The 16,568-nt window shown below is 68.4% G+C and carries 16 protein-coding genes and 1 pseudogene; 5 read left to right on the top strand and 12 right to left on the bottom strand.

All coding sequences use genetic code 11. The annotated features are described in order from the left end of the window. Positions 1–6: 6 nt before the first annotated feature. Complete coding sequence (locus EV138_RS20420; protein WP_133980459.1) at positions 7–1,260, bottom strand: hypothetical protein; 1,254 nt, start codon at positions 1,258–1,260, stop codon at positions 7–9. 31 nt (positions 1,261–1,291) lie between these two features. Then, a complete protein-coding gene (locus tag EV138_RS20415) occupies positions 1,292–2,575 on the bottom strand; it encodes a hypothetical protein (RefSeq protein ID WP_133980458.1) in 1,284 nt (427 codons plus the stop codon). A gap of 142 nt (positions 2,576–2,717) precedes the next feature. On the opposite strand from EV138_RS20415, the gene EV138_RS20410 reads away from it, so the two are divergent. Then, a complete protein-coding gene (locus tag EV138_RS20410) occupies positions 2,718–3,275 on the top strand; it encodes a carboxymuconolactone decarboxylase family protein (RefSeq protein ID WP_133980457.1) in 558 nt (185 codons plus the stop codon). 1 nt (position 3,276) lies between these two features. Here the strand turns inward: EV138_RS20410 and EV138_RS20405 are convergent, their stop codons facing one another. The 7 genes from EV138_RS20405 to EV138_RS20375 form a co-directional block, all read right to left on the bottom strand. Beyond that, complete coding sequence (locus EV138_RS20405; protein WP_133980456.1) at positions 3,277–4,731, bottom strand: multicopper oxidase family protein; 1,455 nt, start codon at positions 4,729–4,731, stop codon at positions 3,277–3,279. Next, positions 4,731–5,177 carry a hypothetical protein gene (locus EV138_RS20400; RefSeq protein WP_133980455.1) on the bottom strand — a complete coding sequence of 149 codons (447 nt, stop codon included), beginning with the start codon at positions 5,175–5,177 and terminating at the stop codon, positions 4,731–4,733. Before EV138_RS20400 ends, EV138_RS20405 begins: the two co-directional genes overlap by 1 nt. A 184-nt stretch (positions 5,178–5,361) precedes the next feature. Then, the gene (locus EV138_RS20395; protein ID WP_133980454.1) at positions 5,362–6,120 is read right to left on the bottom strand and encodes a type III pantothenate kinase; all 759 of its coding nucleotides are present in this window, start codon (positions 6,118–6,120) and stop codon (positions 5,362–5,364) included. Continuing rightward, positions 6,120–6,974 (bottom strand): carboxylating nicotinate-nucleotide diphosphorylase, encoded by an 855-nt coding sequence (nadC, locus tag EV138_RS20390; protein ID WP_133980453.1) that lies wholly within the window; start codon positions 6,972–6,974, stop codon positions 6,120–6,122. Before nadC ends, EV138_RS20395 begins: the two co-directional genes overlap by 1 nt. A 4-nt stretch (positions 6,975–6,978) precedes the next feature. Further along, on the bottom strand, positions 6,979–8,634 hold the full coding sequence (locus EV138_RS20385) for an L-aspartate oxidase (RefSeq protein ID WP_133980452.1): 1,656 nt from the start codon (positions 8,632–8,634) through the stop codon (positions 6,979–6,981). A 22-nt stretch (positions 8,635–8,656) separates the two neighbouring features. Next, a complete protein-coding gene (gene panC / locus EV138_RS20380) occupies positions 8,657–9,484 on the bottom strand; it encodes a pantoate--beta-alanine ligase (RefSeq protein ID WP_133980451.1) in 828 nt (275 codons plus the stop codon). Further along, positions 9,481–10,317 carry a Rossmann-like and DUF2520 domain-containing protein gene (locus EV138_RS20375; RefSeq protein ID WP_133980450.1) on the bottom strand — a complete coding sequence of 279 codons (837 nt, stop codon included), beginning with the start codon at positions 10,315–10,317 and terminating at the stop codon, positions 9,481–9,483. The genes panC and EV138_RS20375 overlap by 4 nt, the downstream gene beginning before the upstream one ends. A 125-nt stretch (positions 10,318–10,442) precedes the next feature. Between EV138_RS20375 and EV138_RS20370 the strand changes: the two genes are divergently transcribed. Next, the gene (locus EV138_RS20370; RefSeq protein WP_133980449.1) at positions 10,443–11,018 is read left to right on the top strand and encodes a 2'-5' RNA ligase family protein; all 576 of its coding nucleotides are present in this window, start codon (positions 10,443–10,445) and stop codon (positions 11,016–11,018) included. Beyond that, positions 11,015–11,662 (top strand): annotated as a pseudogene (locus EV138_RS38615) (SAM-dependent methyltransferase); the annotation flags it as partial. The gene EV138_RS20370 and the pseudogene EV138_RS38615, both read left to right, overlap by 4 nt. A gap of 104 nt (positions 11,663–11,766) precedes the next feature. On the opposite strand, the gene EV138_RS20360 reads toward EV138_RS38615, so the two are convergent. Both EV138_RS20360 and EV138_RS20355 read right to left on the bottom strand, forming a co-directional pair. After that, positions 11,767–13,245 (bottom strand): PH domain-containing protein, encoded by a 1,479-nt coding sequence (locus tag EV138_RS20360; RefSeq protein ID WP_133980447.1) that lies wholly within the window; start codon positions 13,243–13,245, stop codon positions 11,767–11,769. Further along, on the bottom strand, positions 13,242–13,730 hold the full coding sequence (locus EV138_RS20355) for a PH domain-containing protein (protein WP_133980446.1): 489 nt from the start codon (positions 13,728–13,730) through the stop codon (positions 13,242–13,244). Before EV138_RS20355 ends, EV138_RS20360 begins: the two co-directional genes overlap by 4 nt. A 26-nt stretch (positions 13,731–13,756) precedes the next feature. On the opposite strand from EV138_RS20355, the gene EV138_RS20350 reads away from it, so the two are divergent. Both EV138_RS20350 and EV138_RS20345 read left to right on the top strand, forming a co-directional pair. Further along, a complete protein-coding gene (locus EV138_RS20350; RefSeq protein ID WP_133980445.1) occupies positions 13,757–14,962 on the top strand; it encodes an NADH-quinone oxidoreductase subunit D in 1,206 nt (401 codons plus the stop codon). A gap of 125 nt (positions 14,963–15,087) precedes the next feature. After that, positions 15,088–16,050 (top strand): putative endonuclease domain-containing protein, encoded by a 963-nt coding sequence (locus tag EV138_RS20345; protein WP_133980444.1) that lies wholly within the window; start codon positions 15,088–15,090, stop codon positions 16,048–16,050. A 70-nt stretch (positions 16,051–16,120) separates the two neighbouring features. Here the strand turns inward: EV138_RS20345 and EV138_RS20340 are convergent, their stop codons facing one another. Beyond that, positions 16,121–16,561: a hypothetical protein gene (locus tag EV138_RS20340; RefSeq protein ID WP_133980443.1), complete on the bottom strand. Its 441-nt coding sequence runs from the start codon at positions 16,559–16,561 to the stop codon at positions 16,121–16,123. Positions 16,562–16,568 lie beyond the last annotated feature (7 nt).

Here is a 16,568-nt window from a genome sequence, read left to right as displayed (position 1 = left end):
TGCTTCCTAGCGGACGGTGGCGAGGACGAAGTTCGGGCTGTAGGCGGCGGCGACCAACCTGCCGTCCTTGGTGACGTTCGGCGAGTAGATCCGGTACGCCGAATAGCCGGCCGTCTTGCCGGTGACCTTCGCCCAGCCGACGTTGTTCGTCAGGGTGATGTTCTGCACGAACACCCACGTCTTCCCGTTCCACCGCTGCAACGCGACCTGCGCCTTCGGCAGGAACACGTTCAACTGCACATGCACGTTCGACGTCTGACCCACCTTGACCGTCGGTGTCGTGAACAACGCATAGACCCGCTGATACGCCACCGTCTTCACCGGGGCCGTGTACCCACCGACGAAGACGGTCCAGTTGGTGCTGTTGGTGATCGAGTTGGCCATGGCGATGCGGTATTCACGCGTCCTGGCGGGGAAGGTGAAGACGAAGTTGCCCTCGTTCGTGGCGACGTCGGACGTCACCACGTACCACGGGGAAGCCGGCGAGTTTCGCGCCTGCAGGATGACCCGCGGTTGGTACCAGCCGAGTAGCCGGCCGTAGCTTCCGGTCACCCGCATATCGGAGCCGTATTGCCAGCGGGCGGCCGCCTGCACCGTCACCCGAGGACGATCGACGACAACCTCGTTGTCCCAGGCGTCCAACCCCCAACGGCTGTGGCCGGCCAGCCAGAAGGTGTAGTTCGAGGCCGGGTGCGGAACGAACACCTCCATGGCCGGTCCGGCCGCACCCAGCGCATAGGTCCCCTGGCTCGACCGGTACGTCGGCTGGTAGATCGTCCCGTCGTCGTCCAGCGGATCCCCAGGGGTTGTGTCCTGGAGAGGCGATGGTTGCGCTTTGACCGTGAGCCCGGTCGGAGCCAGGCTCACTCCATCGATCTTGGTGCTCGGATAGCTGGAATCAAAGACCGCTGACGGGCTTTCCGGGCTCGTCAAGCCGTCTCTGGTGCCTGCGGCAACCATGACTTGCAGATGCTCGCGATGTCTGAACAGGCCCGCAGGCAGGTCGATCGAATCCGGGCCGTCAGCGGTCGTGTAGGCGGCGATGACGTTCGAGGCCTTGTCCAGGTCGCGGACGGCGATCTTGTTCGGTCGTGCCGCGGCTTCCGCCCAGGTCACGTGAACCTGCGCAGACCCGTCGGCCGCCCAGCTGATTTGCACGTTGGTGGGCGCGGGGTCGGGCAGGTCGGCGGCGAAGGCTCCGGTGGGCAGCGTCGCCGCCAACACCGTGGCGGCGACGACCAGCGTGGGCCACTTTCTCATCTCGAGGGGCCTTTCAAGGGGCGGGAGGGGATCAGCGGATGGTGGTGATGACGAACTGCTTGGTGTATGCCGCTGCGACGGGGAGGCCGTTGTAGGTGTTGGCGGGGATGTAGTAGCGGTAGGCGACCCGGCCGAGGGCGGTGCCTCTGAGACGGCCCTCGGCGTGACCGTTCTTGAACGGGAGGCTGCCGGCGCCGACCCAGGTCTTGCCGTTCCACCGCTGGAATGCGGCCGTGCCGTTCACGGGCGGATAGAGGTTGAGGTAGATGATCGTCGACTGGCCGAGGACGACATGGCCGTCGTACTCCAGCGGCGATGCGTAGCCGAACTGCTGCACCGTCAGCGTGCCGGGGGCGCTGTAAGCGCCGAAGTACGCGGTGTCCGCGGTCGCGTAGTTCGGGACAGCCAACCGGTACTGGCGGGTGCCGAAGAACGGCTCCAACTGGAACTCGATGTCGCCGGTGGTCTCGGTGCTGCCGACGACGTACCAGGCGCTGGTCGAGCTGTTCCGGGCCTGGAGAATCGCCGGCCGAAGGTACGGCGTCGGTGTCGCGGTCCCCTTGATGGTGGCGCCGTAGTGGGCGATCATCCAGGTCGGAATGGTGGCTTTGACCCCGCCGGGACGGACGGCGACCTGCGCACCGGCGGCTGCCGTCGACCATTCGTTGGTCGCCACGACATAGAAGCCGATGCGTTCGGCGGGTGCGGTGAAACTCAGCTGCTTGGCCTCCGTGGCCTGGCCGAGATCCACCGTGCTGTTGCTGTCGGGCGCGTAGTAGCGCGGCTGGAAGCGGACCGCGCCCGGCTGGTCCAGCGGGTCGCCGGGGGTCTCGTCAGCGGCGGCGAGGGCTCCGCCGGACCATTTCACAAGCATTCCGTTGGTGCCCGACATTGTGAACGACTCCAGCTTTGCCGGGGTCGGGCCCAAGGTGTCGAAGGCGGGAGAAACAGCCATCGGGCTGGTCTCGGCTTCCCGCGTGCCGACGGCAACGCCGATCTCCTTGGTGGCGAGCCTCATGTCGGTGCCGGCATCCGCGAGCTGCCTGGGGAGGAGCACAGCCGCGATGTCGGCTTCGTTCGGTGCGTCAGCCGCGAGGTACCTCAGCAGGTAGCGCTTGCTGCTCCCGGCTGCCCGGTAGTACAGCACGTTCGGCTGGGGTGTCGCTTCGTCCCAGGTGACGTGGACGTCCTTGAGCGTGCTGTCCTTCCACGCGATCTTGACGTTGGTGGGTGCGGGCTCCTCGGCTGCTGCGGCGGGAGCGGCAAGGCCGGCTGCGAGCAGGACGGCAGGCAGAACGGCGGCGATGCGCTTCAAAGGAGTCCCCCAGGATGACTGCGGGCCCGTGTTCCCCCACCGGCCTCGGCTTCGGCATTCTGCAGGAATTCGGGGCTGGGGACAACAAAGTTGCAGGTTGCTGCAATGCGGCGCACTGTGGAAACCCAGTGAAGGGGGCATCATGGCGTTCATCAGCACAGCCGGGGCAGACGACGGCTTTCTCGAGGAGAACCGGGCCGCGGCCGGGCACATCCCGAACTTCGTCAGGACTTTCGCGGCCAGGCCGGCGGTCTTCGACGCCTGGAAGCAACTCAACGGCGCGATCAAGGCGTCGATGGACCTGCGCCGTTACGAGCTGGCGACGCTGGCCGCCGCGACCACGCTGAAATCCAGCTACTGTAGCCTCGCGCACGGCCAGGTGCTGGCCGAGAACTTCTTCACCGACGAAGAAGTCGCGGCCCTGGTCACCGAGCCACCCCAGGACCCGGTTGACCGTGCCGTGATGGCCTTCGCCCGCAAGGTCGCCCTCGAGGCCGACCAGATCACCCAAGCCGATGTCGACGAACTCCGCACCCTCGGCCTCTCCGACGCCGACGTCCTCGACGTAGCCCTCGCAGCGGCCGCCCGCTGCTTCTTCTCCAAGACCCTGGACGCCACCGGCACCACCCCCGACCCGGCGTACCAAGCCCTCCTCCCACCCACGCTCCTCACCGCCCTCACCGTCGGCCGGGAGATCTGACCTACTCCGGCTTGTTCTTGGCGGAGCCGTCTATGCGGAACGGGGTGGTGATGCCTTCGTACATGAGGTGGGTGACCAGGCCCTGGGCGGCATGGGGCAGGTTGTGGCAGTGATCCATCCAGATGCCTGGATTGTCCGCGAGGAAGGCGATCTCGTAGGTTTCGCCGTCCTCGACGTTGAGGGAGTCGACTCGCCAGGGGCTGCCGGTGGCGGCGACACCGTTGCGGGAGAGGACGACGACGTGGTGGCCATGCAGGTGCATCGGATGCACCTGACCGCTGGTGTTGCGCACAGTCATCCGCACGACGTCTCCCTGCGCGACCACGAACATCGGCACGTCGGGGTACTGGTGTCCGTTGATCGTCCACCACAATCCGGGCTTGCCGTTGTAGAGCCCGAGCCGACGCCCGATCCGGTACTCGAAGCGCCGATTCGCGTGCGCGGGATCGAACCCGATCGGCGCCGGTTTCCCGTACGACAGCAGGTCGACCCGATCGGCCGGAGCCGACCGCGAAGCAGGCGCGGCGCCACCATGTGGCCCGACGACGAGGGTGGTCGGACCGCCACCGAGTCCTATGCGTACCGCAGTACCGTCGGACGGCACGGTCAGCAAGAGATCCACTCGTCCCCCCGCGGTCACCAGCACCGACTTGCCGGTGACGAGTGATGGCTGGTTCACGTCCGTGCCGTCCACCGCGACCACCTGGTACGGCGCGCCGTCGACCCACGACGCCATCGGCCCGTTGTCGGTGTTGATCAATCGCACCCGCACCACGGAACCAGGAGCCACCTCCGTACGACGTTCGCCGTACCCGCCGTTGACCGTCCGGATCTTGTCGTAGGTGTGCACGGCCGCCAGCACGTCTCGACCCGACTTCGCCGAGGTCACCACGAGCGGACCCCACAACCCGTTCCGCACCTGCTCATGCGACTGCTGGTGCGAGTGATACCAGTACGTCCCCGCATCCCGTACGACGAAGCGGTACACGAAACTCCTGCCAGGCATCACCGCGTCCTGCGTGACGCCGGCGACCCCGTCCTCGGCCGCCGGCACGTCGACCCCGTGCCAGTGCAGGGTCATCCCGTCCCGCACCGACTCGTTGACCAGTGTCACCTCGACCAGATCGCCTTGCCTGGCACGGATCTCGGGCCCGGGCGAGGTGTGGTTCAGGGTGTATCCCTCCACCGAGCCACGGCCCGCGATCTCGAACCGCTCCTTGCGCGCGACCAGCCGAACGACGACATCAGGTCGTCGCTCGGCCGGACCGGTCAGCGTGCTCAGCTCGCGCCCGTGCTCGGCATGCTCGGCAGCCATCCGCGGCCCACCGCCGAAGTCGGCGTACCCCATCGCCATCGGTGACAGGTTGTCCGGCACCAGGCTGCGCTGCCAGAACCATGCGATCGGCGCGAGCACGACCACCGTGGCGGCGATCGCGATCAGCTTGCGTCGCTGCACTAAGGCGTGACCCCCGCCCCCGGCGCCATCGTTGCCTCAGGCACCTTCATCTGTACCGCGGCCCGCCGGCCGGCGTACGCGGCGGTCCCGAGCACCGCGAACGCGTTCAGTCCGTGCAGCGCCCCGACCGCCGGCACGCCGAAGGACACGAAGGCCAGCGCGATCTGCAGCACCACCAGTCCGAGGACGATCGCCGCCCACTTCACGCCACCGGCGAGATGGGCGAAGAACGACACGATCAGCAACAGCAGCGCGAGAATCGGGATCACCATCATCCCGGTCTGGCCGTGCAGGGTGTGCCCGATGTTGCCGTCGTAGTTCTTGTCGATCACCAGTCCGTCGTCCATGTCCTTGATCGCCGTGAACCACGCCAGCGCGATGAACATCGCCTGCAGGACCACTCCGGCCGCGATCAGCATGGCCAGCACCCGATATGTCGCTTTCATGATCCTCCCCCGGACCCGCGACCCGCCCCCTGCGACCGCGGTCCCACCCGCAGTCCCGAACCTCTCGGCCCAGGGGTCGCTCACCTCATCGTGAACCTGCCGCACCCCCCGCACAAGATGCAGCCGCGTATCCGTCAGCTAACGCAACGTAATCGTCATCAGTTGCCGCCGGCAAAGGTGGCGGTCAGTTGTTGCGGGTGTGGGCGTGGTGGAGGCCGAGCAGCGGGAGGAACGGCTCGTGCCGGGTGATCGTCTGCGACTCCGGGACGATCAGCGACGAAAGGGCGCCGGTGGCAACGACCGTGACGGACGACAGGCCCTGCTCGGCCAGGATCCGGGTGACCAGACCATCCACCAGGGCCGCGAAGCCGAAGATCGCGCCCGATTGAAGGGCTTCCACCGTGTTCTTGGCGACCACCGAGCGCGGCCGGGTCAGTTCCACCCGGCGAAGCTGGGCGGCCGCGGCGCCAAGGGCGTCGACCGACGTCTCGATTCCCGGAGCAATCGCACCACCGACAAACGCACCGGCCGCGTTCACGACGTCGACCGTCGTCGCAGTACCGAAGTCCACGATCACGCAGGGGGCGCCGTACAGATGGACCGCCGCCAGCGCGTTGGCGATCCGGTCGGTGCCGACCTCACGCGGGTTGTCGACGAGCACGGGAAGCCCGGTCTTCACCCCAGGCTCGACGACGACGCTGGGCAAGTCGGGGTAGTACCGGGAGACCAGCTCGCGCAGTTCGTGCAGCACACTCGGGACCGCGGAGCACACGGCCACCCCGGTCACCGCTGACTCGCCGGCCAGGAGACCACCGAGGAGAACAGCCCACTCGTCCGCGGTACGGCGTGCGTCGGTGCCGACCCACCAGTGCCGCTTGACCGTTCCTTCGAACACCAGGCCGACGAGCGTCCTGGTGTTCTCCACGGCCACGGCGAGCAGCATCAGGAAGCCTGCAGGTCCATCGCGATGTCGAGGACCGGTGCCGAGTGGGTGAGCGCTCCGACCGCGAGGTAGTCCACGCCGGTCTCGGCGACCGCGCGCGCGTCGTCCAGGGTCAGCCCGCCGGACGCCTCGAGCCGGGCGCGCCCGTCGACCTTCTCCACGGCTTCCCGCAGCAGCGGCACGGCCATGTTGTCGAGCAGGATCAGCTCCGCGCCCGCCTCGACCGCGATCAGCGCGTCGTCGATCGTGTCGACCTCGACCTCGATCGAGATCTCCGGATAGGCCTTGCGGACCAGCCGGAACGCCTCCGCGACCCCGCCGGCGGCGATCACGTGGTTGTCCTTGATCAGCGCCGCGTCCGACAGCGCCATCCGGTGGTTCTTGCCGCCACCACAGCGCACGGCGTACTTCTCCAGGCTGCGCAGCAACGGCATCGTCTTGCGGGTGTCGCGGATGACCGCGCCGGTGCCCTCGACCGCGTCGACCCAGCGCCGGGTCAGCGTGGCGACACCGGACAGGTGACAGAGCAGGTTGAGCGTCGTCCGCTCGGCGGTCAGCAGTTGCCGGGTCTTGCCGCGCACCGTCATCAGGACGTCGCCGGCCTTGACCGTCGCCCCGTCCACGACGGAGTGCTCGATCTCGACCTCTTCCTTGCCCGCGACCAGCCGGATCACCAGCTCGGCGACCTCCAGCCCGGCCACGACGCCGTCCTCGCGCGCCACGAGTTCCGCGACCGAGACCTGATCGGCCTCGACGGTCGACGTGGTGGTGACGTCGACGCCGCCGGCCAGATCCTCCTCGATGGTGGCCCGGACGAGGTCCTCGACCCATTGCCTGTCGAGCGTGTCATCCATACGACTACTTCCCCTCCTGTTGCAGTGGCACGAACGTCGCGCCAGGCCGGCTCGAGTCGCCCTCGGCGGCCAGTGTCAGGTCCAGATTGCCCGACCAGTTCTCGTCGTCGCGATCCGGGTGGTCCTCACGCCAGTGCGAGCCGCGGCTCTCCTCGCGCGCGGTGGCCGCGGCGATCAGGGCGGACGCGACCGTGACGAGGTTGGTCGCCTCCCAACCCGGCGTACCGGGCTCGCCCGCCGGTTGCTCGATCAGCTTCCCCAGCATCGCCCCGGAGTCGGCCAGCCCGCTCGCGCTCCGGATCACCCCGGCGCCGACCGTCATCACCCGCTGCATCTCCGGTACGACGTCCGCGTCCACCAGCCCGGGCACGCGCCGGTCGATCGCCGGCTCGCGGAGTTCGGGCAGCTCGGCGGCCAGCGAGTTGGTGATCCGGCGGGCGAAGACCAGTCCTTCGAGCAGAGAGTTCGAAGCGAGCCGGTTCGCGCCGTGGACGCCCGTGCAGGCGACCTCGCCACAGGCGTACAGCCCAGGCACTGAGGTCTGGCCTTGCAGGTCGGTCCAGACGCCACCCGACGAGTAATGACAAGCAGGCGCGACGGGGATCAGCTCGCGCACCGGGTCGATACCGTGCGACCGGCAGGACGCCAGGATGGTCGGGAACCGCACCCGCCACTTCTCGTCGCCGAAGTGCCGGGCGTCCAGGAACACGTGATCCTTGCCGGAGGCAAGCATCTGACGCATGATCGCCTTCGCCACGATGTCGCGTGGCGCGAGGTCCGCGAGCTCGTGCCGGCCTTGCATGAAGCGCTTGCCCTCGTGGTCGACCAGGAACGCGCCCTCACCGCGGACGGCCTCGGACACCAACGGCTGTTGGCCTTTCGCACTCTTGCCCAACCACAGCACGGTCGGATGGAACTGCACGAACTCCAGATCGCGCACCTTCGCGCCGGCCCGCAAGGCCAACGCCATCCCGTCGCCGGTCGAGACACTCGGGTTCGTCGTGGCGGCGTACAACTGGCCGAGCCCACCCGAAGCCAGGATCACCGCGCGGCTGCGGATCGCCCCGACGCCGTCGAGTTGCCCCTCGCCCATCACGTGCACGGTGACGCCCGCGACCGCGCCGTCCTCGGCGGTCAACAGGTCGAGCACCAAGGCGTGCTCCATCAGCCGGATGTCCGGCGCCCGCTTCACGGCGGCGACCAGCGCCCGCTCGATCTCGGCGCCGGTAGCGTCGCCACCTGCGTGCGCGATCCGATTGCGGTGGTGACCACCTTCGCGAGTCAGCGACAGATCACCGGCCGCGTCACTGTCGAACCGCGCCCCCAACTCGATCAGATCCCGTACGGCGTCCGGCCCTTCGGTGACAAGAGCCCGTACCGCGACCGGATCGCTCAGGCCGGCGCCCGCAACCAAGGTGTCCTGCAGGTGTTGCTCCGGCGAGTCACCCGGCCCGAGCGCCGCTGCGATTCCGCCTTGTGCCCACTGCGTCGAGCCGGAGGCGATCACGTCTTTCGTCACCACCAGCACGGTGCCGAGTTCGCGAGCCTCGAGCGCGGCGGTCAGCCCCGCGATCCCCGAGCCGATCACCACCACGTCGACGGTGTCGGTCCAACCGGGCTCGGGCGCAGCCAGCCGTTGCGGCACAGCAGGAGCAGTCATCCCGCGACGGTATCAATCGATTTCACCGGAGCGTGATGGAAATGTTGTCAATGAGACGGGTGCTGCCCACCCGGGCGGCGATCAGCATCCGGGCCTCGCCGGGGCCGATCACCGGACCGAGATCGGGTGCTCGCAGAGCGAGATAGTCGATCTTCACCGACGGAACCGCCTCAAGTTCGGCATGGGCGGCGGACATCACCGCGTCGGGGCCGTTCATCCCGGCCTTCGCGCCGGCGGTCAGGGCTCGATAGAGCACGAGCGCTTCGTCACGCTCGGTCTCCGACAGGTAGCGATTGCGTGAGGACAGTGCGAGCCCGTCGGGTTCGCGCACGGTCTGCACCGGGACGATGTCGACGTCCATGTCCAGGTCGCACACCATCTCCCGGATCAGCGTCAGCTGCTGGTAGTCCTTCTCGCCGAACAGCGCCAGGTCCGGCGCGGTCAGGTGCAGCATCTTCGACACCACGGTCAGTACGCCGGCGAAGTGGCCCGGGCGGACCATCCCCTCCAACTCGTCGGCCAGCGGGCCGGGATGCACAGTGATCGACGGCTCGTTCGGGTACAGCTCGTCGCGGGACGGGTTGAAGACCAGGTCGACGCCCTCGTTCTTGGCGATCGCGAGATCGCTGGCCAGTGTCCGCGGGTACCGGTCGAAGTCCTCGGTCGGCCCGAACTGCAAGGGATTCACGAAGATCGTCAGGACCACGCTGCCGTCCGGCCCGACCCGCTCCCGGGCCTCGGCGAGCAACGCGGCATGCCCCTCGTGCAGGGCACCCATCGTCATCACCACGGCCCGTGGCCGGATCGCCGCGGCCGCCCGCAACTCCGCCTTCGTCTGGGTGAGTCTCATCGCGGTGCCTCCCCTGTCCGATCCCGCTCCAGCACCTGAACGATTCTGGCGGCCGTCTCCGCGTCCACCCGGCCGTCGCCTGCCGCCATTTCCACCGTCGCCCGCGCCAGTTCGGCGTAGGTGCTCGCCGGGCGACCACGCAGTACCGCCAGATGTGCCTGGACGGTCTCGACGTCGCCCCGCACGATCGGCCCGGTGAGCGCATCATGACCGGACCGCAGCGTGTTGTCGAGAGTTGCGGTCAGCAGTGGCCGAAGTGTGGCCGACGGGTCCACCACGCCGGCTTCACGCAGTACGTCGAGGGCCTGGCTGACCAGTGTGACCAGGTGGTTCGCACCGTGGACCAAGCCCGCGTGGTAGAGCGCACGCTGCTCCTCTGCGATCCACTGCACCTCGGCGCCGAGGTCCTTCACCAGGCGCTCGACCAGAGCTCGCTCCGGTGCCGTCGCGGTGAACACGACGCCTGCCAGGCTCACGGGGGCGTCGGTGAACGTCATCGGGGGGTGCAGCGCGACCGGAGTCGCGGCGATCCCCCGTAGTACGGCGGTGCCGTGGGCGCCGGACAGGTGCACGGCGTACTGGCTCTTGGTGAACGGCAGGCTGGTTGCTACCTCACCGATCACATCGTCCGGTACGGCGAGCACGACCACGTCGGCGCCGGCCACCACCTCGGCGGGCTCCAGGACTGGGACGTGCGGAAGGAGTCGCGCGGCGCGTTCTCGTGACGCGCGCGAGCGAGCGCTGACTCCGGTGACGGGATATCCGGCGGACGCCAAGGCTGCTCCCAAGGCGCCACCGGCCCGGCCGAAGCCGATGATGCCGATGCGTTCCATGTCCACTCTCTACGTTCCAGTCCCTTGGTGGGTACCAGACGGTTCGTGCGGTCGGCTCCACCCTACGGCCCGGTCCTTCGCAGTGGCACTACGTCCTTCGTCACAACTGGTGGGAGCATGTGGCCGTGAGCGAACGAAACCCCTGGGCCGCGCGCACCGGGCTGACCGCGATCCTGATCGCCGTCCCGGAACTCGCCGAATTCACCGATCGCTGGCGTTCGGTGTCCTATTCGCCTGCGCGACCGACGATGGCGCTGAACGAGCTGATCCCGCCGCACGTCACCGTGCTGGTGCCCTGGCTCGCCGAGCCCCAGCCCGACAAGGTCCGGCGGCTCGAGGAGGTGCTGGCACCGATCCAGCCGTTCGACCTCAGCTTCTCCACCGCAGGGCAGTTCGAGAACGGTACGACGTGGCTGCGGCCGGAGCCGTTCGACCAGATCCGCGCCCTGATGCAGACGGTGATCGACGCCTTCCCCGAATGCCCGCCGTACGGCGGTGAGCACCCGGATCCGCACCCGCACCTGACCATCTCGTCGTCCGCCCAGGGCGGCGACCAGGTGCTCGCCGAGGCCGAGGCCGCGCTGGCCGCCGAGGAACTCCCGACGATCCGCCTCGACGACCTGACCATCTGGCGCGAGGGCGACGACGGCATCTGGCAGCTCACCGGCTCGGTCCCGCTCGGCGGCATCGGGCTCGAGTGAGGTTCCGCGAGGCGTGGGAAGCCGCGCTGTACGGCCCAGACGGGTTCTACCGGCGCGAACGACCCGCCCAACACTTCCGTACGTCGGTGCACGCGTCGGCCTTGTTCGGCCAGGCGCTGGCCCGGTTGGCCTCGGCTGTCGGGGCGTCGCAGGTCGTCGACATCGGGGCGGGATCGGGTGAACTCGGCAAGGTGCTGCGCGAGTGCGACCTCGAAGTCCTGGACGTGGAGCTGGACGACGAACTGCCTTCGACGCTGACCGGTCTGGTGATCGCCAACGAGTGGCTCGACAACGTCCCCTGCGAGCTGGCCGAGCTGGACGACCAGGGCACGCCCCGGTACCTGCTGGCCGACCTGAGTCTCGGCGAGGTTGTCGAGGGCAACGACCTGGCCTGGCTGTCGACCTGGTGGCCGCTGGCCGAACCGGGTGACCGGGCCGAGATCGGGCTGGCCCGCGACGAGGTGTGGTCGGACGTTGTCGGTCGGCTCGATCACGGCCTGGCCATCGCGATCGACTACGGGCACGCTCGAGGCGGGCGTCCGCCGTACGGGACTCTGACCGGTTTCCGCAATGGTCGCGAGTGCTCGCCCGTCGCTGACGGCTCCTGCGATCTCACCGCTCACGTCGCCTTGGATTCACTGGCTGCGGTAGCCGGTGGCACCGTCACCAGTCAGCGAGATGCCCTGCTGGCCCTCGGGGTTGCTGCTGCGCGCCCCAGCCAGGAGCTGGCCCGGAGCGAGCCGCTGCGCTACCTGGCCGAGCTGTCGTCCGCCGGTGAGGCCGCGGAGCTACTGGACTCGTCAGGGCTCGGTGCGTTCGGCTGGGTGTGGACCGGCGCGGGCGACGACGTCGTACGACGCGCTTCGCGTGCCCTGTCGGCCTGAGCCTCTACCAGCTGGGCAGCCTCACCCAGCTCGCGGTGGAGCGCCACTGCGTCGGTCGGACCTTGCGGAGTGTCCACATGGACGTTGGCGAGCCCCAGGCGGCGCTGGAGGGGTCCCTGCTGCAGGCGCACGGACTGAGTCTTGTGGTGCAGCACGATCGACGTACGGCGGCTCACCCAGCCCCGGGTAGTCACCAGTACCTGACCGTCGACGCCGTACGAGAGATAGCGCCAGCCGATCGGCCGCAGCCACTTCACTCGCTCCGGCGCTCTGTGCATCTCGATCGCTGCCAGCTCTGTGCCCGGCAGGACCCTTCTGAGCACAGCCGCTACCTCACCGCGCTGACCGACGGGCAGTAGCTGCGCACCCTCATGCTCTTCCTCGCCGTCCGCCTTGGAGCCCGCCACTCCGGCGATGTCCAGGTCGACCCGCGACCAGCCGATCAGGCGCCAGATCAACGGCTCGGTGATCAGCAGGCCCTGCACGCGGCCCGGCGGGACCGTCTGCCGCTGCACGTCGAAGAGGCCGCGCTTGGTTCGCAGTCCGTCGTGCGTCTCCGACAAGGTGAAGCCGTGGTTGCCGACGACCTGCTTCCAGATCGGCTGCACGACACCGAGCAACAGCGGCAGACCGGCGAACAGGCCGACGTGGAACTCGAACACCATCGTCGTCACGATCAGCCAGATCAACGCCGCCGCACTGGCCAGCACCGTCGACGACAGCAATGTTGCACCGAGCAACCTTCCGGTCGGCACCACCAGCAGCGGCGGCGCCTCTTCGTGATGGAGTTCCTGCTGCGCCGCGGCGACCTCGCCCTTTGCCCGGAGCAACAAAGTACCGCGGAGCTTGGTGGCGTCGGCCTCGGAGAAGTAGCTCAGCTTGCCGTCGTTCTTGCCGCCGCCCGCGACGTCCATCCGCAGCTCGGCCATCCCGAACAACCGGGCCACGAACGGCTGCGCGACATCGATCGTCTGGATCCGGTCGAACCGGATGATCCTGGTCCGCCGGAACAGGAACCCGCTGTCCACCCGGATCGCATCGTCGGTCAGCTGCCACTTGGTGAACCACCACGACAACGCACCGAGCAGGATCCCACCGACCAGGACGGCGAGCAGGCCGATCCCGGCGATCTTCAGGTTGCTGCGCAGGCTCTCGTTGTTCGCCATCGCGACGGCGGCGACGACGAAGTACCCCCAGCCCTTCACGAACGGCGTCAGCGGGTGCAGCCGGTCACCCGTCTTCTCGATCACAGGCTGCGGTGTCTGTGGTGCCTGCGGTGCGTCCGGCTGCTGCGGGGCGTGCGGCGGCTGTGATGCCTGCGGCGGGGCGGTCGGCTCGGTCACAGGCCCCACGCCTGCGCCTGGCCGAGCGCGGACAACCGGTCCCGCAGCCTCGCGGCCTCGTCGGGATGCAGCCCGGGGATCTTCGCGTCCGTGGCCGGCGTCGCGGTGTGCAACTCGACCGTGGCCATCCCGAACGCGCGCTCCAACGGTCCCGCCGCGACGTCGACGAACTGCATTCGTCCGTACGGCACCACCACCAGCTCGCGGAACATCACCCCGTGGCTGACCAGCAGCTCGTCCTCGCGCTCGGCGTACTTCCAGGAGCGCTGGTTCCGGCCGATCAGCACCCAGGCCCAGCCGAAGACGGCAGCGGCGAGGACCACCGCGAGTACGCCGTACAGCCAGCCCACGGTGAGCCCGAGGACCACCAGCCCGGCGATCGCCAGCAGCCCGAGCACGATCCCGACGTTGAGCCGGCGCAGCGCCGCGAGGTTCTTGGAGACCGGCGTCCAGCTGACATCCGAAGGTGCGAAGAGGTCGTTCACGACCCAAGCCTGTCACGATAGGGGTCATGAGCGTGGAACGAGTGGTGGGTCTCGGGGCGGGCGCGGCCGGACTGGACCCGGTTTACGAGCGCGGCGGCACAGGTACTGCGTCGGAGCTGCCGACCACCGACATGGTGCTCAACATCGGGCCGCAGCACCCCGCCACCCACGGCGTACTGCGGCTGCGGCTCACCCTCGACGGCGAGCGGATCCTGCACTGCGAGCCGATCGTCGGCTACATGCACCGCGGCGCCGAGAAGCTCTTCGAGGTCCGCGACTACCGGCAGATCCTCGTGCTGGCGAACCGGCACGACTGGCTGTCCGCGTTCTCCAACGAGCTCGGCGTCGTGCTGGCCGTCGAGCGGATGATGGGCCTCGAAGTACCGGTCCGGGCCGTCTGGTTGCGCACGCTGCTCGCCGAACTCAACCGGATCCTCAACCACCTGATGTTCCTCGGCTCCTACCCGCTCGAACTCGGCGCGATCACGCCGGTCTTCTACGCCTTCCGCGAGCGCGAGACGATCCAGGCGGTGATGGAGGAACTGTCCGGCGGCCGGATGCACTACATGTTCAACCGGGTCGGCGGGCTGAAGGAGGACATCCCGCTCGGCTGGCTCGAACGCGCCGGGGCCGCGTCGGCCGCGGTACGGCGTCGTCTCCCCGACATCGAGAACCTCATCCTCGGCAACGAGATCTTCCGCGCCCGGACGGTCGGCATCGGTCGCCTCTCACCCGAGCTGATCGCGGCGTACGGCGTCTCCGGCCCGATCGCCCGGGCCTCCGGAGTCGACGCGGACCTCCGCCGCGACGAGCCGTACCTGGCGTACGAGGAGCTCGCCCAGGACGGCGTACTGCGTGTCGTCACCCGCACCGAAGGCGACTGCTTCGCCCGCTTCGCAGTCCTCCTCGACCAGGTGAAGGTCTCTCTCGACCTCGTCGACGCCTGCCTCGACCGCCTCCGCACGATGCCGGCCGGCCCGGTCAGCACCCGCCTCCCCAAGATCCTCAAGGTCCCCGAGGGCCAGACCTACTGCTGGACCGAGAACCCGCTGGGCATCAACGGCTACTACCTCGTCTCCCGAGGCGACAAAACCCCCTGGCGCCTCAAACTCCGCTCCGCCAGCTTCAACAACATCTCGGTCCTCCCCGAAATGCTCCCCAACACCATCGTCGCCGACATGATCGCCATCCTCGGCAGCATGTTCTTCGTCGTAGGCGACATCGACAAGTAGCGGCCTGCTTCGTTGCCTGGAAACAAGTTTGCAAATAGCGATTGGAAGTTTCCAGCTAGCGACCTCGGCGCGGTTGTCCACAGGGCCGCCGACGCCGCTGGGCGATTTCGGTCAGGGTTGGCTGGATGGACTGGTGGTGGCGCCGGCACCTCGACGACGAGGGCCTCGACGCATTGATCGACGCGCAGAACAGGATCGTGTCGAGGGTTCAGCTGCTGGCGGCCGGACGGACCGAGAGCGAGCTCCGGCGACGACTTCGACGCAGGAGCTGGCAAGTCGTCCACCCCGGCGTCTACGCCACGCACAACGGGCCGATCGGGTACGAGGAGCACCTGCTCGCCGCCCTCCTGTACGCCGGCCCTGAGGCAGCCTGGAGCCACTACACGCCAGCGGAGCAACTCGGTCTCATCAAACCGGATGGCGACCGGCCGGTGCACCTGACGATCCCGCTCCACCGCCGGGTCCGCAAGCGGCCGAATCTCAAGATTCACCGAGTCGACCGGTGGAGCAGCCGGCTCGCATCAGCGACTCCGCTCCGAAGCGCACCGGCTCACGCCGTACTCGAGGTGGTCGGCCTGACCGGCTCGCTGGACGACGCGGCGGCGGTTGTCGCAGAGGCCTGCCAGAGCGGCCGCGTCGATCCGGCCGAGATCCTGCGGACGCTCGGCGACCATCGCAGGCACCGGCACGGCCGCCAGCTCAGAGCGATCTTGAGAGATGTCGCCGCTGGTTCGCATTCCCTGCTCGAGCTCCGATATCTCCGCGATGTCGAGCGCTCGCACCGACTGCCGGCCGGGATCCGCCAGCGACAGGTGGATGGTGAGTTCACCGATATCGCCTACCCGGACTTCGGCCTGGTCGTCGAGCTCGACGGGCGGTTCCATCTCACGCCGGCGAAGCGGTGGAAGGATCTCGATCGCGACAATCGAGCCACTTTGCGAGCCGAGGCGACGCTGCGCTACGGCTGGCTCGACATCACCAGTCGACCGTGCGAGGCCGCAGTACAGGTCGTGCAGGTACTACGCCGCAAAGTGCCCCGCCTGGCCGCGAGGACCTGCGGACCCAGTTGCCCGCTGTCGACCCATTAGCTGGAAACTTCCAGTCGCTATTTGCAAGCTTGTTTCCAGCCAACGCCGTTGCCATGGCCGGCCGGCGCGCTCAGGAGGCGGCGAGGCCTCGGAGTTTTAGGTCTACGACGGTGGGGGCGTCGGCGTGGGAGTGTTTGTCGCCGGCGGCTACGACGGTGGCTACCTCTTCGTCGATCTTGTCTAGGCGTTCGTCGATGCGGTCGAGGCGGCGTTGCATCAGGTCGACGAACTCGGCGTTCTCGACGACGCGGGCGCTGGTGATGCGGGAGTACTCCTGGGCGACCTGGGCGCGGTCGTCGGAGTGGGCCAGGCGCTCGACCAGGAGCTGGTGGCGGATCAGGACCGAGGCGCCGATGGCGACCAGGACGGCGCCGACCGCGGCTGCTCGCAGGACCCAGTCGTTGCGCGAGAACAAGGCGATGGCGACGCCCACGCAGACGATCACCAGCAGAGCGTTGGCGATCGTGAGAACGGTGGTCCTGGTACGACGGCGGCTACCCCTTGACCCCATGGACGGA

This window comes from Kribbella voronezhensis (genome assembly GCF_004365175.1).
Lineage (GTDB): Bacteria > Actinomycetota > Actinomycetes > Propionibacteriales > Kribbellaceae > Kribbella > Kribbella voronezhensis.
The sequence above is the reverse complement of the archived record's forward strand: the minus strand, read 5'-3'. Positions and strand labels throughout refer to the sequence as shown.

Coding starts and splice junctions, on each gene's coding strand:
- EV138_RS20420 (WP_133980459.1), bottom strand. CDS start 1,260: ATGAGAAAGTGGCCCACGCTGGTCGTCGCCGCCACGGTGTTGGCGGCG.
- EV138_RS20410 (WP_133980457.1), top strand. CDS start 2,718: ATGGCGTTCATCAGCACAGCCGGGGCAGACGACGGCTTTCTCGAGGAG.
- EV138_RS20400 (WP_133980455.1), bottom strand. CDS start 5,177: ATGAAAGCGACATATCGGGTGCTGGCCATGCTGATCGCGGCCGGAGTG.
- EV138_RS20395 (WP_133980454.1), bottom strand. CDS start 6,120: ATGCTGCTCGCCGTGGCCGTGGAGAACACCAGGACGCTCGTCGGCCTG.
- nadC (WP_133980453.1), bottom strand. CDS start 6,974: ATGGATGACACGCTCGACAGGCAATGGGTCGAGGACCTCGTCCGGGCC.
- EV138_RS20385 (WP_133980452.1), bottom strand. CDS start 8,634: ATGACTGCTCCTGCTGTGCCGCAACGGCTGGCTGCGCCCGAGCCCGGT.
- panC (WP_133980451.1), bottom strand. CDS start 9,484: ATGAGACTCACCCAGACGAAGGCGGAGTTGCGGGCGGCCGCGGCGATC.
- EV138_RS20375 (WP_133980450.1), bottom strand. CDS start 10,317: ATGGAACGCATCGGCATCATCGGCTTCGGCCGGGCCGGTGGCGCCTTG.
- EV138_RS20350 (WP_133980445.1), top strand. CDS start 13,757: ATGAGCGTGGAACGAGTGGTGGGTCTCGGGGCGGGCGCGGCCGGACTG.
- EV138_RS20345 (WP_133980444.1), top strand. CDS start 15,088: ATGGACTGGTGGTGGCGCCGGCACCTCGACGACGAGGGCCTCGACGCA.
- EV138_RS20340 (WP_133980443.1), bottom strand. CDS start 16,561: ATGGGGTCAAGGGGTAGCCGCCGTCGTACCAGGACCACCGTTCTCACG.